We start from the raw sequence: 16,826 nt of genomic DNA, 5'->3' as shown, positions 1-16,826 counted from the left end.
CAGTTATGAAAAAAACGCTAATACTTTTACCTCTTTTGGCAGCTCAGATTGCGTTGGCTCAGGAAAAGAAAACCATTACAGGAAAAATCGAAGACGGAAATACTTCGATCATAATAGCTGGTGCATCTGTAAAGATCGAAACACAGTCTGTCTCTACAAAAACCGATCTTGTCGGAATTATTGAAAGTGTATCTGTAGGTACAGTAACCGACAAGAACGGGAAGTTTATACTTGAAATCCCTGCTGACACAAAATCCGTACTGGTAAGCTATCCGGGCTATGAATCCAGAATTATTCAGATCAGTGAAGATCAGACCAATTATACTGTAAGGCTGGTACCGGAAGTTTCAGATAAAAATAAAATACAGGAAGTTATCATTACCGGATATCAGAAAATTGAAAAAAGAAAACAGACTTCTTCTGTTTCAACGGTTAAGATGGATAATATCAATCAGGCTGGTGTTGCCAGTGTAGATCAGATGTTATCCGGTCAGATTGCCGGAGTGGTGGTAACACCGGAGACCGGAGCTCCCGGAAGTCCTGCGAAGATCAGAATCAGAGGTACGGCTTCTCTTTCCGGTCCCCAGGATCCGCTGTGGGTGATCGACGGTCTTCCGCTGGAAGGAAATGATGTTCCGAATTTCAGTGATAAAGATAATATTGATCAGCTTCAGAATTTTTCCATTGCGGGGCTTAATCCTAATGATATTGAAGATGTTACGATCCTTAAAGATGCTGCAGCCACTGCTATTTATGGAGCCAGAGCAGCCAATGGGGTAATTTCCATTACGACAAAAAAAGGGAAAAAAGGAAGTTTAAAATTAAACTTCTCAGCAGATACTTTCGTGACTGCCCGTCCTGATTTCAGCAGACTTAATCTATTGAATGCTTCTGAAAAAGTTGATCTTGAATTGATGCTTGCCCAACGTACCGATCTTACCTATCGTACCGATAAAGGGGAAGTGATGAGGATTTTAATGAAAAATAACCAGCTGGATGCCTTCAGAACCGGTGGCTTAGACGGTTTAAACGGATTCACGCGCCAGCAGATTGACGGGTTGAGAAACAGCAATACCGATTGGGGAAAACTGTTATACAGAAATGCCATCAATAAGCAGTATGGGTTAAGTGTTTCCGGTGGAAGTGACCGTTCGGACTACTACTTCTCATTAGGATACTACGATGAAGAGGGAACAACCATCGGAACAGGTTTTAAAAGATATAACCTTACCTTAAAAAATAATTATAAAATAAGTGATAAATTAAATGCAGGAATATCTATTTTTGGTACTCAAAGCGAACGGGAATCGTTTGTAACAGACGCCGATGCTTCTATTAGCCCTGTAAATTATTCAAGAAACGCCAATCCTTATCTTACACCTTTCAATGCAGACGGAAGCTACCGATATGATCAGGATATTGATGGCTTCGAAAACAGGTATATTCCTTTCAACTTTCTGGAAGAAAGAGAAAATACAAGTTATACACTGAAGAATCATTCCTTAAAGGCCATTTTGGATTTAGAGTATAAAATCTCAAAAGAATTGAGAATTACATCTCAGCTGGGAATTCAGTATGATGGTAACCAGACAGAAAAGTTTGCTGCCCAGAATACCTATTTTACCAGAAAAATGAGAGAGGGAACACGCTATTATAAAGATGGTGCGTACCGTTATTTTTTGCCGGATGGTGGAGTAAAACAGAATTGGGATAATAATTTCTTCCAATACAACTGGAAATTACAGGGTACATACAGCACAAAGATCAACTCAAGGCATGAGATTGATTTGATGGCCGGAACTGAACTTCGTAAAACGGAAGATAATACCACGGTTACAAGAGCCTTCGGCTATGATTCTGTTACCAGAAGAGCTACTCCGATTGTTTTCCCAAGTTCGAGTTTTGCAGCAGAAAGAAAATATGAAACCTACCGCGAAATGCCGCCGATAGAAAATGCCTACGCATCAATGTTTGCAACGGCTTCCTATACTTTTGATCAGAAATATACCTTTTTCGGAAGTGTAAGATATGACGGAACCAATCTATTCGGGGTTAACAAAAAATATAAATATCTGCCGATATGGGCCATTTCCGGTTCGTGGTTAGTGACCAAAGAGAACTTTATGAAAGATCTTTCTACGATTTCTAATCTTAGACTAAGAGCTTCTTACGGTTTACAGGGAAATATAGATCGTAATACGTCACCATTCTTTATTGGCGAATACAGTGATGCCACGATACTTCCCGGAGGAAAAGAAAATATCATTAATGTTATCAGTCCGCCAAATGATAAACTTCGTTGGGAAAAAACAACCAATGTAAACCTTGGTCTGGACCTTGGAATGCTTAAGAATCGTGTAAACCTTACTGCAGATGTCTACAGTAGAAAGGGAACAGATATGATCAGCATGAAGGAAACTCCGCTTGAAACCGGATTTGAATATACAATGATGAACTGGGGAAGTTTAACCAATAAAGGTTTTGAACTGGCTTTATCAACCAGAAATATTGATAAAGAAAATTTCAAATGGTCAACAACCATCAATTTTGCTCACAACAAAAGCAGAGTTCTCAGCGAGCAGCCTCGTGACAATGCTTTGCTTCCTTCCCGAGAAGGACTTCCGGTAAATGCTGTTTTTGCATTAAAAACGGCAGGAATGGATGCCAACGGAAACCCAATGTTCTGGAGAGGAAACGAAAAAGTATCAGCAGAAGATTTCTTCAAATTATACGATGTATATGCAGATTTCCTTCCTGGAGAATTGGTGGATACCAAGCTTTCTAATGCGGAACTGAGAAGTCTTTTCACTTATGTAGGTGACAGAGATCCTAAGTTTACAGGAGGAATTATCAACACCTTTAAAGTTCGCAACTTTGATCTGACGATTTCAGCGGCTTTCAACTTAAAGCAAACGATTATGCGTACTCCTTCATACCGTGGAATGGAGCTGGACAGAGGAAGAAACTACACAAAAGATATCTATCAGGCGGGTACCACGCTTCCGGGGATTACAAGTTCGGATATGGACAGCAACCCGGGTTGGATGGCGAATAAATGGTTTGCCGACAACCGTTCCAATGCTTACAGTTTATTGGATGTATGGGCAAAAGAAGTGAGTTATATCAGGATCAGCAGCATCCGTTTAGGTTACACACTGCCTAAAGAATTTACAAATCCTATGGGAATCAGTAGTTTGAGGCTGAGCCTTGAAGCCCGTAACCTGTTTGTGTTCAGTAATGGATATGATGGATATTTTGATCCGGAAACGTATGGAAATATCTATGCACAGCCAATTACAAAATCAGTTACAGTAGGATTTAATATTTCTTTTTAAAAGTTAAAAAAATGAGAAAAATTACAACAATTATAGCGCTTGCAGTATTAAGCTTTTCCAGCATCGGATGCGATCGTTTTTTAGATATTCAGCCTGAAGGGAAAATCATCCCGACTACTGTTGATGATTACAGAAAAGTATTGACGTCAGCTTATTCAAAATATCCCGTTCACAGATCATTAACAGCTCTTCGTACGGATGAGATGAGTATTGATGAGAATACAAGTGATTTTATTTCCTATCGTGAGATCGCGATGTGGAAAGATTCAAATACAGATCAGGCTACCACAGAATTTCCGTGGGTAAGTTTCTATTCGGTAGTTTTTTATCTGAATCAGATTATTAATGAAGGAAGCAAAACCATGGCAGATTCCCCTGAAAAGAATCAGATTCTGGCGGAAGCGTATGCCCTTCGTGCCTATGTGTATTTTGACATGGTCAATTTATACGGGAAACCCTATAACAGTGCTACTGCAGCTTCAGACAGAGGCGTACCGATCAATCTTGAGATTGATCTTGAAAAAGTTTTAAAACCCGCCAGTGTACAGGAGGTTTACGATCAGGTGCATGCAGATATAGATAAAGCAGAAGGATTGATGATTGAAGAAAAACAGCCGTTGGGAATCAATTACCGATTTTCAAAAGCCGGACTAAATGCTCTTCAGGCAAGAACCGCTCTTTATCAGTCTGACTGGAATCAGGCTTTACATTATTCCAATCAGGCACTGGCCATTAAAGGTGATTTAAGTGACCTGAATACCACTTCCACAGCACCTAACCACTATGCTTCAGTAGAATCGATCGTAGCTCTGGACAATGCATTTAACAGCTCTGTTCAGAATTTATCTTTTGCCTCTTCAGAACTGCTTTCAAAATACAACAGCACCACAGACAAGAGATTTGCTCTTTATTTTGAAAAAAACGGAAGCAAATACAAAGTAATCAAGGGCGGAAGCTCCGATTTCAGAGTGTCTTTCAGAACTGCAGAATTGTATTTTATAAAATCTGAAGCTTTAGTTAAGTTAAACAGGCTGAATGAAGCTAAAGAAACGCTGCTTAAAGTTTTAAAAAACAGATATACGCCGGCAGGATACACTGTTGTTCAGAGCGAAATCAATGCTATGGACGATACAGAATTCATGAGTTTTATATTAGATGAAAGATTCAGAGAATTTGCACTGGAAGGGCAGCGTTGGTTTGATTTGAGAAGAACGAATCAGAAAAAAATTACCCATACAATTAACGGACAGGACTATATTCTTCAGCAAAACGACGTGAGATACACCATAGAGTTCCCGCAAAGTGCCAGAAAAAATAATCCTTTTTTATAATATACACTGATATTATTTTTAGATTAAAATTACGGCAAAATAAAAGGCGATAATTACAAAAAACGTCTAGTCCCGAAGGGATAATTTAATAAACGGTTGGATGAAATCCGATCAATAGAGTGTCGTAATTTTTTAATAAAATATTCATATTAACACCCCTGAAACCGCTTGAACGTAATTGTTTTAGCGGTTTTTTTGTACTTTTGTAAATGTTATGAAAGTTGCCGTTATAGAAGATGAATTACTGGCTGTAAATTATCTGAAAGATTTATTGAACAAACAAAATATTGTTTCTGTTACAGAAACCGTAGTTCTTCGTTCGAAAAAACAGGCAATAGATTTTTTTGAAAATCATTCTGTGGACTTGATTTTTATGGATATTCATCTCGGAGATGGGATGAGTCTGGAAATTTTTGAATCTGTGGAGCTTTTTACTCCTGTCATTTTCATTACAGCATTTGACGAATATGCCTTGCAGGTTTTCAGACATTTTACCATAGATTATCTCTTGAAACCTTTTGAAGAAGAGGATTTACATAAGGCGTTACAAAAATTCATTTCGATCCGTTCCAATTTCGATCCTGAGCCGGTACTCCAATCTATTTCCAGGCTGAGTCAGCCGGATAGCCCTGATATGATGAAACGTTTTATGGTCAGAGAAGGAAATAAACTGAAGTCAGTAGACGAAAATAATGTTGCCTATTTTTTTGCTTCAGGAAAATATCTTTTTCTGACAACCACAGATCATCAGACCTATATTTATGACGATACCATTAAAGATATTATTCAAAAGCTCAATCCACAGTTTTTCTTCAAGGTAAACAGGAAATTTATCATTCACAAAAAAGCAATTACCGAAATTATTAAACATTCGAGTCAGAAAGTGGAGTTAAAACTTTCTCCTGCTCCGGAAATCAATGCTGAGGTTTTTATAAGCAAAAGACAGATTGCCGAATGTTTAAACTGGCTGAATAACTGATCTTTTTTTTCAGTTTTATTGAAGTGAATAAAGAAGAATCAGCTAAGTTGATTTGATGTAGCCGTATTTTCCAATCTTCGTGAAGCAAATTTCACTTTCCTTAGTCCTCTAACAATAAAACGGATACGAATAATCTTTACTAAAAAAATCGGATAGATAAGCTTTTACATGATGAATAAAATGAAGAGGGAAAACTTTTACAGAACTGATGAAAATTGAGATCAGTGACTTATTATCCGCTTTATTAAGGATAATTATTATGGAAAAAAAGAATTAAATCTTATCTTTGCACCCATGTTGAGATGGGTTTCCATACTATGTTCGATGATTTATGTGCTTGCAACAACCAATATAGCGGAAGTGTTGAAGGTACCTGTCTTTGTAGAACATTTAATGGAATATCCAGGAAGCTTTTCAGAATTTTTTGTTGAACATTATGATAATCACAAAAAAGATGCTGACTGGGATACAGACCAAAAACTTCCATTCATCAATCCTCCTGTGGTACTGATGATTCATGCTCAGCTTCCTGAAACTATTTTTCATATCGAAAAAATAAAGGAAATTATTATTTCTAAAACAACGACTGTCTATCAGGAAAAAGACTTTTCCAGCAGTTATCTTTCACAGATTTTTCAGCCACCGCGCTCTTGTTAATTGATTTTAAACGTTATTATTATGCTTTGGGATTTTCCTTTAAAGCACTCATTTCTTGTTAATTATCAATTAATAAATTTTTCATGCTAAATAAAATTATTGAGTTTTCTGTAAAGAATAAACTCATTATCGCTCTGTTTACCATTGGGCTGATTCTGCTGGGAATATATGAAACAACAAAACTTCCTATAGATGCACAGCCCGATATTACCAATAATCAGGTTCAGGTGATTACCGTTGCACCTTCATATGGAGCAGCAGATATTGAACGCCTTGTTACATTTCCTATTGAGCAGGCAACCAGCAACATCAGCGGAATTACAGAGCTTCGAAGCTTTTCACGTTTCGGATTATCTTTAGTAACCGTTGTTTTTGATGATGATACCGATGTGTATTGGGCTCGTCAGCAAGTTCAGGAACGTCTGCAGCTGGTTCAGGAAAATATTCCCGAAGGAATCGGAAAACCAGAGCTGGGACCTATTTCATCAGGATTGGGAGAGATTTTTCAATATGTTGTAAGAGCCAAAAAAGGCTACGAACACGTTTATGATGAAACCGAACTGAGAACCATTCAGGACTGGGTGATTCGCCGCCAGCTGCTGGGAACAAAAGGCGTAGCTGATGTCAGCAGTTTTGGTGGGAAACTAAAACAGTACGAAATCGCTATTAATCCTAATAAACTTCAGGCTTTTAACATCAATATCAATGATGTTTTCAATGCTTTGGAGCAAAATAATCAGAATACAGGCGGAGCTTATATCGAAAAGAAAGAAACCGTACTTTTCATAAGGAGTGAAGGCTTGCTTGGAAGTTCTGAAGATATCGGAAATATTCAGGTTTCGAATACAAAAGACGGAATTCCTATTCATATCAAAGATGTTGCTGATGTGAAAATTGGCTTTGCAACACGGTACGGAGCTATGACGTTCAACGATACGGGAGAAGTTTCCGGAGCTATTGTTCTGATGTTAAAAGGTGAAAATGCCAATGAAGTAATTGGAAATATCAAACAGCGTCTGGATAAAATTCAGGAATCTTTACCGGAAGGAGTCGTTATTGAGCCGTTTCTGGACAGGGCTAAAATGGTGAACAATACAATCAGCACAGTGAAAACCAATTTAATGGAAGGGGCACTGATTGTTGTTTTTATTCTCGTTCTTTTCCTTGGAAATTTCAGAGCGGGCTTATTGGTCGCTTCCGTGATTCCCTTAGCGATGCTTTTTGCTATTATCATGATGAATATTTTCGGAGTCGGAGGGAATCTTATGAGTCTCGGAGCTCTGGATTTCGGATTGATTGTAGACGGAGCCGTGATTATTGTAGAGGCCGTTCTGCATCAGCTGGCTCATAAAAAACATTTCGGAAAAGACAATATGCTTTCACAGGCAGAAATGGACGACCAGGTTTCAAATTCTGCTACAAAAATGGTAAACAGCGCTGTTTTCGGACAAATTATTATTTTAATTGTTTATCTGCCTATTTTCACATTGCAGGGTATTGAAGGAAAGATGTTTAAGCCCATGGCGCAAACGGTAGCTTTTGCTCTGATCGGCGCATTTTTACTTTCACTAACCTATATTCCGATGATGAGTTCTTTGGTGCTGAGCCGAAAGAAAAAAGTAAAAGAAAATTTCTCGGATAAAGTGATGGGCAAAGTGGAAATCGGACATCAGAAATTGCTGATGAAAGCCTTAAAATTCAGAAAAACCATCATTGCAGCAGTTGTTGTACTTTTTGCCGGAGCTGTTTTTGTCTTGTCAAGAATGGGAGGCGAATTTATTCCGTCGTTGGAAGAAGGAGATTTTGCTGTAGAAATGCGTATTCTGCAGGGAAGCAATATCGAAGAAACCAAAAAAGCAACCACTCAGGCCGCTGAGATTCTGTTAAAACAGTTTCCTGAGGTACAGAAAGTAGTTACTAAAATAGGAAGTGCCGAAATTCCTACAGAACCGATGCCTATGGATGCCGGCGATATGATTATTGTTTTAAAACCTAAAAAAGAATGGACTTCCGCACATTCATTCCCTGAGCTTTCAGAAAAAATGAGTCATGCCCTGAAAGTGATTCCGGGATTGACAACCGGTTTTCAGTTTCCGGTACAGATGCGTTTCAATGAATTAATGACCGGAGCACGGCAGGATGTTGTCTGCAAGATTTACGGAGAAGATCTGGATAGCCTTGCAATCTATGCTAAAAAATTAGGTGGAATTATTACTTCAGTAAAAGGTGCTCAGGATCTGTATTTAGAACCCGTTGTCGGGGCTCCGCAGGTGGTGATTGATTATAACCGTGCCGAACTTTCACGGTACAATATTTCTGTAGCAGAAATCAACAGAGTGATCAATATGGCTTTTGCAGGGCAAATTGCAGGAGCTTTATATGAAGGGGAAAGAAAATTCGATGTAGTGGTCCGAATGGCTACTGAACAGAAAAAAGACATCACAAGCATCCGGAATCTACTGGTGCCTACACCAAGCGGAGAGCAGATTCCTTTATCGCAACTCGCAAAAGTTGAGTTAAAGGAAAGTCCGAATCAGATTCAGAGAGAAGATACCAAAAGGAGAATTGTTGTTGGCTTTAATGTTCGTGGAAGAGATGTTCAGACTATTGTGGAAGATCTTCAGCATAAGGTAGAGAAAGATCTGAAATTATCTCCGGGGTACACGATTTCGTATGGCGGTGCTTTTGAAAATTTAAACGAAGCTAAAGCGAGGCTTGGAGTTGCCGTTCCTATTTCTTTGGTGATGATTTTCCTTTTATTATTCTTTGCTTTCGGTTCCGTAAAACATAGTTTGCTGATTTATACGGCAATCCCCTTATCTGCTATTGGCGGTGTTTATTTTCTTGCTTTAAGAGGTATGCCTTTCAGCATCAGTGCGGGTGTAGGATTTATTGCTCTTTTCGGAGTAGCTGTCTTAAACGGAATAGTTTTGATCTCTGAATTTAACCGATTAAAAAAAGATGGAGTAAATAACCTGAGCAGAATCGTATTGATGGGGACCAGAATCCGTCTTCGTCCGGTTTTAATGACGGCTTTTGTAGCTTCATTAGGATTTTTACCAATGGCGATCAGCAACGGAGCGGGAGCCGAAGTTCAGAGACCGTTGGCAACCGTAGTGATTGGTGGTTTAATGCTCGCTACACTGTTAACATTATTCGTTTTGCCGATTCTTTATGTTTTATTTGAACGAATCAGTAAAAAGAAAAAAATTAAGAGAAGCTAAATCTTAGCTGAATGAAGTGCCGGCAAATGAAAAATCAAAACCTCAATTAAAAATATCGCCTGTGGCGTTTAAAATCAATAAAAAATGAAATTTTCAAATACTCATAACAAGCTTACTGCATTATTATTTCTGGTTTCCTTCGGAATGATCAGTGCACAGGAAAATATCACCTATGAGCAGGCTTTGGAAAAAGCTTTTCAGCAAAACGGAACTTTAAAAAATTCAAGATTAATTGCTGAATATCAGGAAAAATTAAAAGCCACTTATCTCGATATTCCACAAACGGAAGTGAGTGCCCAGATCGGACAGATGAATGGGATAGAAACAGATAATTCTTTTACGGTATCACAGCGTTTCAGCTTTCCCACGGTTTATACGAAAAGAAAACAGATGCTGGATGCAGAATGGAGCGCAGGAGTGACGGCTCAAAACCTTACAAAAATACAGTTAACAAAAGAAGTTTCCGATGTTTTTTACAGGGTTCTTACGCTTCAGGAAAAGAAAAAAATCATTGACTATATCAGTAAGCTCTACAGTAGTTTTGCCGATAAAGCCAGTTTAAGACTAAAAAAAGGAGAAGCTAATATTCTGGAAGAATCAACTGCGGAAATTCAACGGGAGCAGGCAAAAACTCAACTGGATATGCTTGAAAATGACCTTAATATTGCGAAACTTCAATTGCAGGTATTGCTTCAGTCTGAGCAGCAGTATCAACCCGTTTCTGAAAAACCGATAATGAATATTAATACTCAGGTTTCTGAAGAAATGATTAAAGAACATCCTGAGCTTCAGTATTTAAATCAACAAATTAAAATTAATGAAGCCGCGGCTCAGCTTGAAAAATCTAAGCTGCTTCCGGATGTTTTGGTGGGATATACGAATCAGAGCATGAAAAATATTAATAATAGTCGTTTTAATGCTGTTCAGGTCGGTGTTGGAATTCCTTTATTTACAAAAGGTCAGCGAGCACTGGCAAAATCTGTAAAAGCAAAGGTAGCTATTGCTGAAAATGAGTATCACCGAAAAGAAATTGAACTGAAAAACAGATTGATGCAGCAAATGAATAATTATACGAATCAACTGAAAATTGTTGAAAACTACGAGCAAAAGCAGCTTCCGAAATCCGAGACAATTTTAAAAACTGTTCAAAAACAGCTTGAAGTAGGCGAAATCGATTATTTAAACTGGGTGATTCTTACCAATCAGGCGGTAAAGACGAAGGTAGATTATATTGATAGTCTCGAAAGACTTAACCAAATCGGCGCCGAACTTAATTTCTTACTATCAAAATAACAGCAAAATGTATTTAAAAATCATATCAATATACAGCCTAAGCTTAATACTGCTTTTATCTTCATGCTCCGGAAAAAAAGAAGAAGAAAAAACGGTATATGAAAATAAAAAATTTGCAAAAACTGAACAGAATACGGTTCAGCTTTCTGCTCAACAGTTTCAGTCGGTTGGATTGACCACAACTGCGGTTCAGAAAAAAACAATGCAGAAATCTGTCCGCCTGAATGGTAAAGTAGATATTGCACCTTCACATATAAGCTCTGTTTCCAGCATTATGGGTGGACATATCAAATCGATTCAGGTGATTAACGGAAGCCATTTTAATAAGGGGCAGATTCTGGCAGTTGTGGAAGACCCTCAGTTTATCCAGCTACAACAGGATTTTCTGGTAACAAAGGCTCAGCTTGAATCCGCAAGGCTGAATCTCAACCGCCAGAAAGATCTTAACATAAGTAAAGCAAGCAGCGACAAAACCCTGCAAACCGCACAGGCCGATTTTGCAACATTAAATGCCACTTTAAAAGGTTTGGAAGAAAAGTTAAGGATTATTGGTGTTAATGCTAAAAGCCTCCATACAGGAAATATCAGAAGCAGAATTAATATTTATGCTCCCTTCAGTGGCTTTGTAAGTAAAATTTTAGTGAATAACGGGCAGTATATCAATCCTTCGGATACCTTGTTCGAACTCATCAATCCTGCAGGCTTGTTGCTTGAACTCAAAGTCTTTGAAAATGACGTGAATGATGTAAAAAAAGGACAGGAGATTTTGGTGTATAACAATCAGAATCCTGATAATAAATCGAATGCGAAAATTGTAAGTATCGTGCCCAGTATCGAAAACGGAGGCTCTTCGGTTGCAATAGCGAAGCTTTCGTCTCCCAATCCTGATTTTATCAAGGGAATGTACATCAATGCTGAGGTGAATATCAGCAGCAGATATACGATTGGTCTGCCGAATGAGTCTGTCGTTTCTTTCGAAAATAAAAATTATATTTTTGAAGACCTTGGCAATAAAAAATATCAGATGATTCCCGTCAATGTTGGGATATCAGACCAGAATTTCACGGAAATTTTAAAAGCAGATAATTTTAAAGATAAAAAAATCGTTCAGAAAGGAGCATACAGCCTTTTAATGTTACTGAAAAATAAATCAGAATAGAATAATAAATAACTTGAGTTCATAAATTATTATAATTGATAGCCATAAACAAGTCCGGATTTTTTTCGGACTTGTTTAGTTATTGCCGTACAACTGCTGTTTTTTATTCTAGAACCTGTATAAGCTTTTATTTTGAGCTTTTCCTGCTCTCCGCACTCGCTATTTTTATAATTTCGGCGAGCCTTTGGCTCGCCGAAATTATAAAAATGAGCTCAGACAAATGCTTTGATCAGGGCTAGGGTAGCAGTTATCTTTTCAGGATCGGAAAAATAACCACAAACTTTGTTACCTGCACCAACCAGACACGAATTTTTCTGCACGATTTAATAATAGCATCTTTAGATTTCTACATGGATAATAAACTTTATGAAAATAAATTCATAAGAAAAGTCAGGGAAAACTTTAAATAATTCTGATTCAAAAAAAAGACTTGTCACGATTTTGAACATTTTAAATGATCTTTTAGATACCTCATTTTTTATTTATAGTTCTAATTTTACAGTCTACAATAGTGGGTATGAAAAAAAGATTTTTACTGTTCTCTTTCGTGTTGTTTTTTGCAACTTTATGTGCTGGTCTTTTGGCGCACAAGGCGGAAGTGAATTCGTACCCGGATACTTCATTAAAGAATAATTTTCAGCAACAGTCAAATCATCAGAGTCATCCTGAAATTTATAATATTTCAGATCTTCAGGATTCTCAGGATGCTAACGATGTTGAAAAAATAAAATTTGATTATTCAGTTGTAGAACAGGAATGGTTAAGCTACTTTTTCAGCGACTGTTCTTTTAATATACCGGTTGCGGCCGTTCAAAACCGTATTTACATTTCAGCTCCGCGATACATTTTGTATCATTCTCTGCAAATTGCGGGCTGCTAATATTTTCCCTTTATTATATTGATTCTCTGATTTGTATCTGAATACAAGTCCACAAGAATCATTTTCATTTTTCGACTTTACATGGACTTCAAATTTGCCTTTTCAATAAGGCAGATAAGATACCGTATGTTCAATTTTAAATATTAAAAATATGCATTTAACACCGAGAGAAACGGAAAAACTTATGCTGTTCCTGGCGGGCGAACTGGCTCTGAAAAGAAAAGCAAGAGGTCTTAAACTAAACTATCCTGAATCTATCGCCCTTATCAGTCACTTTTTATTGGAAGGAGCAAGAGACGGAAAAAGAGTGGCAGAGCTGATGCAGGAAGGAGCCAATCTGCTTACCATAGATGATGTAATGCCCGGCGTGGCAGAAATGATTCACGATGTTCAGATCGAAGCTACTTTTCCGGACGGAACCAAACTGGTAACCGTTCATAATCCAATCCGCTAATACCTTATATTCATTATGATACCAGGAGAAATTTTCGTAAAAGAAGGTACAATTATCTGCAATGAAGGCAGAGAAACCGCAAAAATAAAAGTAACTAATACCGGAGATCGACCGATTCAGGTGGGTTCCCACTTCCATTTTTTTGAAGTAAATAAAGCGATGAGCTTTGACCGTGAAAAAGCTTTCGGAAAAAGGCTGAATATCGTTGCAAGCACTGCAGTTCGTTTCGAACCGGGAGAGGAAAAGGAAGTGGAGTTGGTGGAAATCGGAGGAACAAAAAAGGCAATGGGCTTCAATAACCTTGTGGACGGACAGGTAGATTCTGAAGAACAGAAAAAAATAAGCCTTGAAAAAGTGGAGGCGTTAAATTTTAAAAATCATTCATTATGAGTTTAAACGTAGACAGAAAACAATACGCCAATATATTGGGACCTACTGCCGGAGATAAAATCAGGCTGGGAGATACTGAAATTATCATTGAAATTGAAAAAGATTTCACACATTATGGCGATGAAGCTGTTTTTGGAGGCGGAAAAACCGTTCGTGACGGAATGGGACAAAATGTGACGGCAAAAAGAAGCGAAGGCGTTCTTGATCTTTGCATTACAGGTGCTGTTATCATTGACCACTGGGGAATTGTAAAAGCAGACATCGGAATTAAAGACGGTAAAATTATAGGCATCGGAAAAGCAGGTAATCCTGATACAATGGATGGTGTTTCTCCGAATATGATCATTGGTGCTTCTACAGAAGTTCATGGTGGAAAAGGGTATATCGTAACAGCGGGTGGAATTGATACGCACATTCATTACATCTGTCCACAACAGATTGAAACATCTCTTTATAGCGGAATTACAACCATGATCGGTGGTGGAACAGGTCCCAACGACGGAACTAACGCAACAACGGTAACTCCCGGAAAGTTTAATATGCAGAAAATGCTGGAAGCAGCTGAAGAATATCCTATGAACTTAGGTTTTTTCGGAAAAGGGAACTGTTCGGCTGAAGAGCCTATTGAAGAACAAGTGGAAGCGGGAGCTTTAGGTGTAAAAATTCACGAAGACTGGGGCGCAACTCCTGCCACTATCGATGCGGCATTGAAAGTGGCTGATAAATATGATGTTCAGGTGGCGATCCATACCGATACGTTAAATGAAGGAGGTTTTCTGGAAGATACGATGAGAGCGATCAACGGAAGAGTCATTCACACATTCCATACAGAAGGAGCTGGTGGAGGTCACGCGCCGGATATCATTAAAGCGGCAATGTATCCGAACGTGCTTCCTGCGTCTACAAATCCTACGCGTCCTTACACGATCAATACGATTGATGAGCATTTGGATATGTTGATGGTTTGTCACCATTTAAGTAAAAATATTCCTGAAGATGTGGCATTTGCAGATTCAAGAATTCGTCCGGAAACAATTGCTGCAGAAGATATTCTTCATGATATGGGTGTTTTCAGCATTATGAGTTCAGATTCTCAGGCGATGGGAAGACCGGGTGAAGTGGTTACCAGAACGTGGCAGACGGCCAGTAAAATGAAAGAGCAAAGAGGGGCTTTGGCGGAAGATGAAGGAACAGATAACGACAACTACCGTACAAAAAGATATGTGGCAAAATACACGATTAATCCTGCTATTGCTCATGGAATTTCAGAATATGTAGGATCTATTGAAGAAGGAAAATTAGCCGATTTGGTAATTTGGAAACCTGCATTATTCGGTGTAAAACCTGAAATGATTGTAAAAGGAGGATTTGTTATCGCTGCAAAAATGGGTGACCCGAATGCGTCGATTCCTACGCCACAGCCTATTATTTACAGAAATATGTTTGGAGCACACGGAAGAGCAAAATATGGAATCTGTGCGAATTTCGTTTCTCAGATATCTATCGACAACGGAACGATTGCAGAATATAAGTTGGAGAAAATGATTCTTCCGGTAAAAAACTGTAGAAATATTTCCAAAAAAGACCTTATTCACAACGATAAAACGCCTTTAATTGAAGTGAATGCGGAAAATTATAAAGTAACTGTTGACGGTGAATACATCACTTGTGAGCCAGCAGAAAAACTGCCGCTTACCCAACTGTATTATTTATTCTAAACGTACACAAACCTTATAGATTTTTAAAATCTATAAGGTTTCTATAAGAGCCTGTTTAAATTTAGTCCTAAAAAATACCTAAGATTTCGACAAGCTCAATCTGACATCGCCAAATTATACATTTAGTATTAGGATTGTCAGTCTGAGCCCGTCGAAGACAAGAGTGTTAATTGTTGGAAATCAATATAATAAAAATATTTTAAAGAAATTTAAACAGGCTCTAAAAGAACATCTAAATAATAACAGAAGTAAGTTAAAAATGAAAAACTTTAATAAAGCAGTTTTTTCCTTTGCAGTAGCCGGAATGTCGATATTTTCCGCAAAAATGAATGGTCAGCTGTTAGGCGGAATGAGACTGAAAAGCGATGAAAACGGACCAAAAGGTCAGTTTATGGTGTATGGCTCATTGGATTATTCAAAAGTGACGACCCCTTCAAGCAGCAGCAGTACGGTTTCAAGTGCTCCCATCGGTTTGGGATATTTTATCAATAATAATGACCTTATCGGAGTCAATTATGCGTATTCTCAAAATGCCGTAGATCATAGTGTGGTCTATAAACAGAATGAAGCCGGAATCTGGTACAGTCCGTCATTAATGCTTGGAAAATACTTCGTACTGATTGCCCAGGTTGATGCACATTACGTTTGGGGACAGCAGATTTCAGGAACAGCAGAATCAATGGAGAATTTCAACGGATACCGCCTTCGTGCTTATCCTTTGATTGGAATTCTTTTAGGGAGTGGCTGGGCTTTGAAATTCAAGTTTGCTGAACTTTCGATGTTGCAGACCAAAGCGAAAGAGGGCTGGACGAAAACATATGTTGCAGGAATCAGCGGTTCAACATTCGGGGTTGGAATTTCCAAGAATTTCGACTTCAGAAAAAAATCAAAAAAAGATGATAATTAACGAAACAATAGGGAATATTATCCTGAATCCGACAACGAAACCTGTTGATTATCTGGATTTGGAATGGTTTGAAACCACAAAACGAATTCAGCGTAAAAAAACCAGGTTCGGGACAGATATTGCCATCAAATTTCTGAGAGAAGGGCAGCGTCTACGAGAAGGGGATATCCTTTTTGAAGATGATGAAAAGGTAATCGCCATCAATGTTGTAGAGACTGAAGCAATTGTCATGTCTCCGGGTTCTCTGCTCGAAATGGGAACGGTTTGCTATGAAATCGGAAACAAGCATATTCCGCTTTTTATTCAGGATGATAAAGTGTTGTTGCCTTTTGAAATGCCGATGTTCAGATGGCTGGAAGCAAGCGGTTTTAAACCTGAAAGAGAATTTGTAAAACTGCTGAATCTTCTGAAATCTAATGTGGAACCTCACGGACACGGAAGTTTGGGTTCAACAATTTTTACTAAAATCTTAAAAATGGCAGCTCCGAAAGATGAATAA

Annotated in this window: 13 protein-coding genes; all 13 read left to right on the top strand. The window is 38.2% G+C overall.

The window, feature by feature from the left end:
• Nucleotides 1-5: 5 nt before the first annotated feature.
• Nucleotides 6-3,335, top strand: a complete 3,330-nt coding sequence (locus M2373_RS03580) for a SusC/RagA family TonB-linked outer membrane protein (protein WP_259107551.1) — start codon at nucleotides 6-8, stop codon at nucleotides 3,333-3,335.
• A gap of 11 nt (nucleotides 3,336-3,346) precedes the next feature.
• Complete coding sequence (locus M2373_RS03575; RefSeq protein ID WP_259107548.1) at nucleotides 3,347-4,666, top strand: RagB/SusD family nutrient uptake outer membrane protein; 1,320 nt, start codon at nucleotides 3,347-3,349, stop codon at nucleotides 4,664-4,666.
• Nucleotides 4,667-4,880: 214 nt separating this feature from the next.
• Nucleotides 4,881-5,645 carry a LytTR family DNA-binding domain-containing protein gene (locus M2373_RS03570; protein ID WP_259107545.1) on the top strand — a complete coding sequence of 255 codons (765 nt, stop codon included), beginning with the start codon at nucleotides 4,881-4,883 and terminating at the stop codon, nucleotides 5,643-5,645.
• Between the two features lie 324 nt (nucleotides 5,646-5,969).
• Nucleotides 5,970-6,302, top strand: a complete 333-nt coding sequence (locus M2373_RS03565; protein WP_259107542.1) for a hypothetical protein — start codon at nucleotides 5,970-5,972, stop codon at nucleotides 6,300-6,302.
• Between the two features lie 83 nt (nucleotides 6,303-6,385).
• Complete coding sequence (locus tag M2373_RS03560) at nucleotides 6,386-9,526, top strand: efflux RND transporter permease subunit (protein WP_259107539.1); 3,141 nt, start codon at nucleotides 6,386-6,388, stop codon at nucleotides 9,524-9,526.
• Between the two features lie 84 nt (nucleotides 9,527-9,610).
• On the top strand, nucleotides 9,611-10,819 hold the full coding sequence (locus M2373_RS03555) for a TolC family protein (protein WP_259107535.1): 1,209 nt from the start codon (nucleotides 9,611-9,613) through the stop codon (nucleotides 10,817-10,819).
• 7 nt (nucleotides 10,820-10,826) lie between these two features.
• Nucleotides 10,827-11,978 carry an efflux RND transporter periplasmic adaptor subunit gene (locus M2373_RS03550; protein WP_259107533.1) on the top strand — a complete coding sequence of 384 codons (1,152 nt, stop codon included), beginning with the start codon at nucleotides 10,827-10,829 and terminating at the stop codon, nucleotides 11,976-11,978.
• Nucleotides 11,979-12,495: 517 nt separating this feature from the next.
• On the top strand, nucleotides 12,496-12,858 hold the full coding sequence (locus M2373_RS03545; protein ID WP_259107530.1) for a hypothetical protein: 363 nt from the start codon (nucleotides 12,496-12,498) through the stop codon (nucleotides 12,856-12,858).
• A gap of 151 nt (nucleotides 12,859-13,009) precedes the next feature.
• Nucleotides 13,010-13,312 carry an urease subunit gamma gene (ureA, locus tag M2373_RS03540; protein WP_259107527.1) on the top strand — a complete coding sequence of 101 codons (303 nt, stop codon included), beginning with the start codon at nucleotides 13,010-13,012 and terminating at the stop codon, nucleotides 13,310-13,312.
• A gap of 15 nt (nucleotides 13,313-13,327) precedes the next feature.
• Complete coding sequence (ureB, locus tag M2373_RS03535) at nucleotides 13,328-13,702, top strand: urease subunit beta (protein ID WP_259107524.1); 375 nt, start codon at nucleotides 13,328-13,330, stop codon at nucleotides 13,700-13,702.
• Nucleotides 13,699-15,420 carry an urease subunit alpha gene (gene ureC / locus M2373_RS03530; protein WP_259107521.1) on the top strand — a complete coding sequence of 574 codons (1,722 nt, stop codon included), beginning with the start codon at nucleotides 13,699-13,701 and terminating at the stop codon, nucleotides 15,418-15,420. Before ureB ends, ureC begins: the two co-directional genes overlap by 4 nt.
• A 259-nt stretch (nucleotides 15,421-15,679) precedes the next feature.
• Nucleotides 15,680-16,327, top strand: coding sequence for a hypothetical protein (locus M2373_RS03525; RefSeq protein WP_259107518.1), 648 nt, complete (start codon nucleotides 15,680-15,682; stop codon nucleotides 16,325-16,327).
• On the top strand, nucleotides 16,317-16,826 hold the full coding sequence (ureE, locus tag M2373_RS03520; RefSeq protein ID WP_259107515.1) for an urease accessory protein UreE: 510 nt from the start codon (nucleotides 16,317-16,319) through the stop codon (nucleotides 16,824-16,826). The genes M2373_RS03525 and ureE overlap by 11 nt, the downstream gene beginning before the upstream one ends.

This window comes from Chryseobacterium sp. JUb7 (assembly GCF_024806495.1).
Classification (GTDB): domain Bacteria; phylum Bacteroidota; class Bacteroidia; order Flavobacteriales; family Weeksellaceae; genus Chryseobacterium.
Note: the sequence above shows the minus strand (reverse complement) of the source record. Positions and strands in the feature narration are given on the sequence as shown.

Coding starts and splice junctions, on each gene's coding strand:
- ureB (WP_259107524.1), top strand. CDS start 13,328: ATGATACCAGGAGAAATTTTCGTAAAAGAAGGTACAATTATCTGCAAT.
- M2373_RS03555 (WP_259107535.1), top strand. CDS start 9,611: ATGAAATTTTCAAATACTCATAACAAGCTTACTGCATTATTATTTCTG.
- M2373_RS03525 (WP_259107518.1), top strand. CDS start 15,680: ATGAAAAACTTTAATAAAGCAGTTTTTTCCTTTGCAGTAGCCGGAATG.
- M2373_RS03575 (WP_259107548.1), top strand. CDS start 3,347: ATGAGAAAAATTACAACAATTATAGCGCTTGCAGTATTAAGCTTTTCC.
- ureC (WP_259107521.1), top strand. CDS start 13,699: ATGAGTTTAAACGTAGACAGAAAACAATACGCCAATATATTGGGACCT.
- M2373_RS03560 (WP_259107539.1), top strand. CDS start 6,386: ATGCTAAATAAAATTATTGAGTTTTCTGTAAAGAATAAACTCATTATC.
- M2373_RS03565 (WP_259107542.1), top strand. CDS start 5,970: ATGATTTATGTGCTTGCAACAACCAATATAGCGGAAGTGTTGAAGGTA.
- M2373_RS03580 (WP_259107551.1), top strand. CDS start 6: ATGAAAAAAACGCTAATACTTTTACCTCTTTTGGCAGCTCAGATTGCG.
- M2373_RS03550 (WP_259107533.1), top strand. CDS start 10,827: ATGTATTTAAAAATCATATCAATATACAGCCTAAGCTTAATACTGCTT.
- M2373_RS03570 (WP_259107545.1), top strand. CDS start 4,881: ATGAAAGTTGCCGTTATAGAAGATGAATTACTGGCTGTAAATTATCTG.
- ureA (WP_259107527.1), top strand. CDS start 13,010: ATGCATTTAACACCGAGAGAAACGGAAAAACTTATGCTGTTCCTGGCG.
- M2373_RS03545 (WP_259107530.1), top strand. CDS start 12,496: ATGAAAAAAAGATTTTTACTGTTCTCTTTCGTGTTGTTTTTTGCAACT.
- ureE (WP_259107515.1), top strand. CDS start 16,317: ATGATAATTAACGAAACAATAGGGAATATTATCCTGAATCCGACAACG.